At 69.8% G+C, this 5,875-nt stretch carries 3 protein-coding genes; 2 read left to right on the top strand and 1 reads right to left on the bottom strand.

What is annotated here, in order from left to right; all coding sequences use genetic code 11:
* The first annotated feature begins 325 nt into the window (after nt 1–325).
* Entirely contained in the window at nt 326–1,735 is a 1,410-nt protein-coding gene (gene glnA / locus CCN51_RS40280) for a type I glutamate--ammonia ligase (protein WP_014180343.1), read from the top strand.
* Nucleotides 1,736–1,847: 112 nt separating this feature from the next.
* On the opposite strand, the gene CCN51_RS40275 is transcribed toward glnA, so the two are convergent.
* On the bottom strand, nt 1,848–3,038 hold the full coding sequence (locus CCN51_RS40275) for an Ig-like domain-containing protein (RefSeq protein ID WP_014180342.1): 1,191 nt from the start codon (nt 3,036–3,038) through the stop codon (nt 1,848–1,850).
* Between the two features lie 653 nt (nt 3,039–3,691).
* Here CCN51_RS40275 and CCN51_RS40270 point away from each other — a divergent pair.
* On the top strand, nt 3,692–5,875 hold a 2,184-nt coding region (locus CCN51_RS40270), incomplete at its 3' end, for a SpoIIE family protein phosphatase (RefSeq protein ID WP_245881771.1).

Genomic DNA, 5,875 nt, shown 5'->3' with positions numbered 1-5,875 from the left:
CCTCGGCGGCCGCGCGCGGCCCGGAGAGCCATGATCCGATTGCTTGCCTCTTGTCCACCCGACCACGGTACTGGGACGGCATACGTTCCCCGTGGAGCGGGGCCCGCTTCCCGCACGGTCTCCCCAAGGGCCGCCCGCTCCCGGACCGGGCCCCGGCCTCACATGCCCCACGCGCACGAGACGTATGCCGGTTAACCTGGGTGAAACAAATGGGTCATGCTTGGGAAATCCCGTCTGCCTATGGTCGGCCCCAGCGCGCCAGCCGCACATGAGCCGCGCGACCGAACAAATCCCCGTCCCCCGCGGCCGGGCTAGGAGGAGTTGGATGTTCCAGAACGCCGACGACGCTCGGAAGTTCATCTCGGACGAGGACGTCAAGTTCGTCGACGTCCGGTTCTGTGACCTTCCCGGCGTCATGCAGCACTTCACCGTACCGGCGGAGGCGTTCGACCCGCACGAGGAGCTCGCCTTCGACGGTTCGTCGATCCGCGGCTTCCAGGCGATCCACGAGTCCGACATGGCCCTGCGTGCCGACCTGTCGACGGCCCGTGTCGACCCGTTCCGCCGGGACAAGACGCTCAACATCAACTTCTTCATCCACGACCCGATCACGGGTGAGCAGTACAGCCGTGACCCGCGGAACATCGCCAAGAAGGCCGAGGCCTACCTCGCCTCCACCGGTATCGCCGACACCGCGTACTTCGGCCCCGAGGCCGAGTTCTACGTGTTCGACAGCGTCCGCTTCGAGACCAAGTCGAACGAGGCGTTCTACCACATCGACTCCGAGGCGGGCGCCTGGAACACCGGTGCGCTGGAGGACAACCGCGGCTACAAGGTCCGCTACAAGGGCGGCTACTTCCCGACCCCGCCGGTCGACCACTTCGCCGACCTGCGCGCCGAGATCAGCCTCGAGCTGAACAAGGCCGGTCTCCAGGTCGAGCGCCAGCACCACGAGGTGGGCACCGCCGGTCAGGCCGAGATCAACTACAAGTTCAACACGCTGCTCGCCGCGGCCGATGACCTGCAGCTGTTCAAGTACATCGTCAAGAACGTGGCGTGGCGGAACGGCAAGACCGCGACCTTCATGCCGAAGCCGATCTTCGGTGACAACGGCTCGGGCATGCACGTCCACCAGTCGCTGTGGCAGGGCGGCTCCCCGCTGTTCTACGACGAGCAGGGCTACGCGGGCCTCTCGGACACCGCCCGCTACTACATCGGCGGCATCCTCAAGCACGCCCCGTCGCTGCTGGCCTTCACCAACCCGACGGTGAACTCCTACCACCGTCTGGTCCCGGGCTTCGAGGCCCCGGTCAACCTGGTGTACTCGCAGCGCAACCGCTCCGCTGCGATGCGTATCCCGATCACCGGCTCCAACCCGAAGGCCAAGCGCGTCGAGTTCCGCGCCCCGGACTCCTCCGGCAACCCGTACCTGGCCTTCTCCGCCCTCCTCCTCGCGGGTCTGGACGGCATCAAGAACAAGATCGAGCCGGCCGAGCCGATCGACAAGGACCTCTACGAGCTGGCCCCCGAGGAGCACGCGGGCGTCCCGCAGGTCCCGACCTCGCTCCCGGCCGTTCTCGACTCCCTCGAGGCCGACCACGAGTTCCTGCTCCAGGGCGATGTCTTCACCTCGGACCTGATCGAGACCTGGATCGACTACAAGCGCACCAACGAGATCGCTCCGCTGCAGCTGCGTCCGCACCCGCACGAGTTCGAGCTCTACTTCGACGTGTGAGCCGAGGTCGTCTGACATAACGGCAGTCAGATACAGCGGTGACGGCCGCCACCCACTCGGGTGGCGGCCGTCACTGTTTTCCGGGGGTGGCTTCAGGCGGGGTTCGGCCCTCTCACACGACGACGTGCGTGTCGGAGGCGCCCGACGTGTTGAAATTGCCGCTTCCGCCGTAGGTCGCCGAGACCGTGTAGGTGCCGGCCGCCAGGACGGTGGCGTCGTTGAACACGGCGAAGCCGTTGCTGTCCAGCGCCACTGTGGTGGGCCCCGAGACGACGTTGCTCCCGGAGTCCGTGACGGTGAAGGTGACGTTCCCCGTGGGGGTGCCCGCTCCCGGAGGCACCGCTGCCACGAAGGCGATGTAGGTGACGGGATTTCCCGCTGTGCTGGGGTCGGGGGAGGAGGTGACTGTCGTCAGCGTGGACGCCTTGTTCACCTGGTGAGAGCCGGTCCCCGTCGAGGTGAGGAAGTTCGTTGTGTTGGGGTTGTAGACGGCGGTCACGGTGTACGCGGTGGCGTTGGCGTTGAGGGCGCTGGTGGTGAAGGTCGCCACGCCGCCGACCAACGTCCCGCTGCCGGTGGCCGTGCCGCCGGGGCCGCTGATGGTGAAGGAGACCGTACCGGTCGGTACGCCCGTGGCGGGCGGGTTCGTCGTGACGATGGCGGTGAACGTGACCGGCTGCCCGAAGACCGACGGGTCCGGCACGTCGCTCACCGTCGTGGTCGTGGCCGCAGGTCCGGGGTTCACCGTCTGCGTGTCGGAGCCGGTGGACGGCAGGAACTTCGTGTCGCCGTTGTAGATGGCCGTGATGGCGTGTGTGCCGACCCCCAGGGTGCTGAGGTTGATCGTGGCCTGGCCGGAGCCGTTCAGGGGCGCGTTGAACGTTCCGCCTCCGGAGCCGCTGACGACGAAGGTGACCGTGCCGGTCGGCGTACCCGTCGCGGGGGCGACCGCGGTGACCGTGGCGGTGATCGCCACGTTCTGCCCCAGCGCCGACGGGTCCGGCGTCGAGACCACCGAGGTGGTCGTCGTGCCCTGGAGGACGACCACGGCGTTGGAGCCGGTGGAGCCCGTGAAGTTGGCGTCGCCGGAGTAGGTGGCGGTGACCGTGAGAACACCGGGGGTCGAGCTGGTGAAGGTCGCCGAGGCCACGCCGCCCACCAGCGCCGGGTTGGCCGAGGCAGGTGTTGCTCCGGGAATGGAGATGTTCACGTTGCCCGTGGGGGTCCCGACCCCGAGCGGGATCACGGTGGCGGTGACGGTGAACGACTGGCCGACGACCGCCGGATTCGGCGATACGGTCACCAGGGTAATCGTGGGACTAGGCATGATGAGCCCTCCGTGCTGCGTGCTGCTGTGTGCTGTGGATGGATGACGGTGGGCCGTATCGCGCCGCGTGCAGCCTTGAGCCGGGCGGAGCGGGCGCTTCATGTGTCAGGGGGGCTCATCACGGCGACTGACGCTGCGTCACATACGCGTCGCCGTCCCCCGGCAGATGGGGAAACCCACCGGTCAGTACGACTAGTAGGCGCGCCGTCAACACGGTTACGCCATAGAGATGACCGCGAATTACCCTGAATGGCGCAGCGCTCTACGGCTCGCGGGGCGCGGGCGGCGCATACCGTACGGCGCGGGTTAGGCATATGAACTCTGCCTCCTGCCTCGCAAGACCCCCGCCTCAGGATCCGCCCTGAAGATCCTTGCCGGAGATCACTCCCGGAGATCACTCCCAGAGATCCATTTCCGCAGATCACCAGCGTTCGACCGGACCCCGCTCGTTCCGTGGCGGCTATGCCATCCTGTTTGTGTGAGCGCCATCACGTGTGTGGGTGGCACACAGGCGGGCCAGGAGGTGGAATGGCGACATGGCCGGCCAAGGCGGCTCCGGAGTGGGCATCACGCGGCCGAGGAGGGACCAGGATGTCGGGGCGTCCGGTGTCGGCCTCCGGCAGCCGACGATGGAGCACGCCGTGACGGAGCAGGCCCTGGTGTTTGCCACGGCGGCGCTGACGGCTGTCTACGTACTGTCCGCCGACAGCGACGAACTGCGGCTGACCGAGACGGCCGGCGGTCCGCGTGCCCTGTACGGGCTGCCGACCAGCTATCCGCTCACCGGGCGCTCCCCCGTCGCCGACGCCTTCCGCACCGGGCGGCCCCAGTGGTCGACCTCCGCGAAGCTCGCCGCCTACGGGGAGAACGCCCCGCAGGCCCTCCCGGCCGATATGTCGCTGGGCGCGCTGCCGCTGGGGGCGGACGGCAGGCGGCTGGGCTGCCTGGTCGTGCTCTACCCCGGGGACGGCTTCGACGCCGAGCAGCGCAATTTCCTTGAGCTGTACGCCGACCAGATCGCCGCCCAGCTCAAGGCGGGCACACCGGCCCAGGCCGCCGGTGGCGGGGCGGCGGACCGGGGCGGGCCGCTGTCGGTGCTGCGCTCGGCGCTGGACCACCTTCACGTCGGCTCGTTCACCCTGGTGCTGAACACCGGGCGGATCGACGCGGATGCGCAGCTGCTGGAGCTGGTCGACATCACCCCGGACGCGTTCGACGGGCGGGTGGAGACCCTGCTGGCGCACACCGTGCCGGAGGACCTGCCCGCGCTGATGTCCATCGTCGAGCCCGGTCAGCTGACTCTCGGCGGCCGTGACCTGGAGTTCCGTATCCGCCGGCCCACCGGCGAGCTGCGCTGGCTGCGCCTGTGCTGCCGGATCCAGGGGGACGCCGTGGGCACCCCCGAGCGGTTGCTGGGCCTGGTGGCGGACGCCTCGTATCTGCGGCCCACCGCCGACGAGGTCTCCCGGGTGCAGCGGCTGTCCGCGGCGCTGGCCAACGCGATGACCGTCCGGGACGTCAGCCTGGTGGTGACCGCCGCGCTGCACGAGCCGCTGGGGGCCGACCGGGTGGCGCTCGCGGAGCTGGAGGGCGACCGGCTGGTGGTGACCGCCCTTGACCCGCCGGAGCGCGGCGCCTGGCCGGGGATGTGGCGCTCCGAGTGGCGGTCCGAGTGGCCCGATGTGCCGCTCCGTGCGCTGCCCACGCTGGAGGCCGCGCTGCACGAGGGCCGGATCAGCCTGCTGCCCTCGGGCGGCGGCCTGGAGCCCGGTCTGGCGGACATGGGGGCCGGCGGCCTCGCCATCCTGCCGCTTCCGGCGCAGGGCCGGGTGGTCGGGGTCTGTCTGGTCGGCTGGCAGAAGCCGCATGCGTTCTGCCCGGAGGAGCGGTCGCTGCTGACCGCGACGGCGGGTCTGGTGGGTCAGGCCCTGATGCGCGCCCATGCGTACGACGCCGAGCACGAGCTCGCCACCATGCTCCAGCGCAGCCTGCTGCCCCGCAGGCTGCCCGAGCTCCCCGGCGGGGTGGCCGTGGCCCGCTATCTGCCCGCGATGAGCGGGCTTGAGGTGGGCGGCGACTGGTACGACGTCATCCCGCTGCCCAACGGCCATGTGGCGCTGGTGATCGGCGACGTCCAGGGGCACAGCGCCGGGGCCGCGACCATCATGGGCCAGATACGCACGGCCATCAGGGCCTACGCGGTGGAGGGCCATCCGCCCGACGTGGTCATCTGCCATGCCAACCGGCTGCTCGTCGGCATGGAGACGGAGCTGTTCGCCACCTGCACCTATGTCGAGCTGGACATGGAGGAGGGCGACGCCTGGTTCGTACGGGCCGGACATCTGCCGCCGCTGCTGCGCCACCCGGACGGCTCCACCGAGGAGGTGGAGGTCGAGGGCGGGCCGCCGCTCGGGGTACTCGCCGACGCGGAGTACGCCATGACCGCGGTCGGGCTGGCCCCCGGTACGGTGCTCGCGCTGCTGACGGACGGGCTGGTCGAGTCCGCGAGCCTGCCCCTGGACGACGGTCTGCTGCGGGTGCGCGGGGCGCTCTCGGATGCGGACCCGTCCGACGCCGGGCGGCTGGCCGACTTGCTGCTGGGCGATCTGAGCCGGCGTGATGACGATGTGGCGCTGCTGTTGCTGCGCTACGACGGGATGAAGGTGCGGCCGACCCGGGCCGGCTGGGCGGTGTGGCGGCTGCCCGACGCCGTGATGCACGCGCGCCGCTTCACCGGGCGCACGCTGCGCTCCTGGGGCGTGTCCAAGGAGGCCGACATGGTCCTGCTCGTAGTCTCCGAGCTGGTCACCAAC

Origin of the sequence: Streptomyces milbemycinicus (assembly GCF_002154605.1) — a bacterium.
In the GTDB taxonomy this organism is placed as follows: domain Bacteria; phylum Actinomycetota; class Actinomycetes; order Streptomycetales; family Streptomycetaceae; genus Streptomyces; species Streptomyces milbemycinicus.
Note: the sequence above shows the minus strand (reverse complement) of the source record. Positions and strands in the feature narration are given on the sequence as shown.

Bases quoted from the DNA above. Each gene is read 5' to 3' on its own strand.
- glnA (WP_014180343.1), top strand. From the start codon at position 326: ATGTTCCAGAACGCCGACGACGCTCGGAAGTTCATCTCGGACGAGGAC.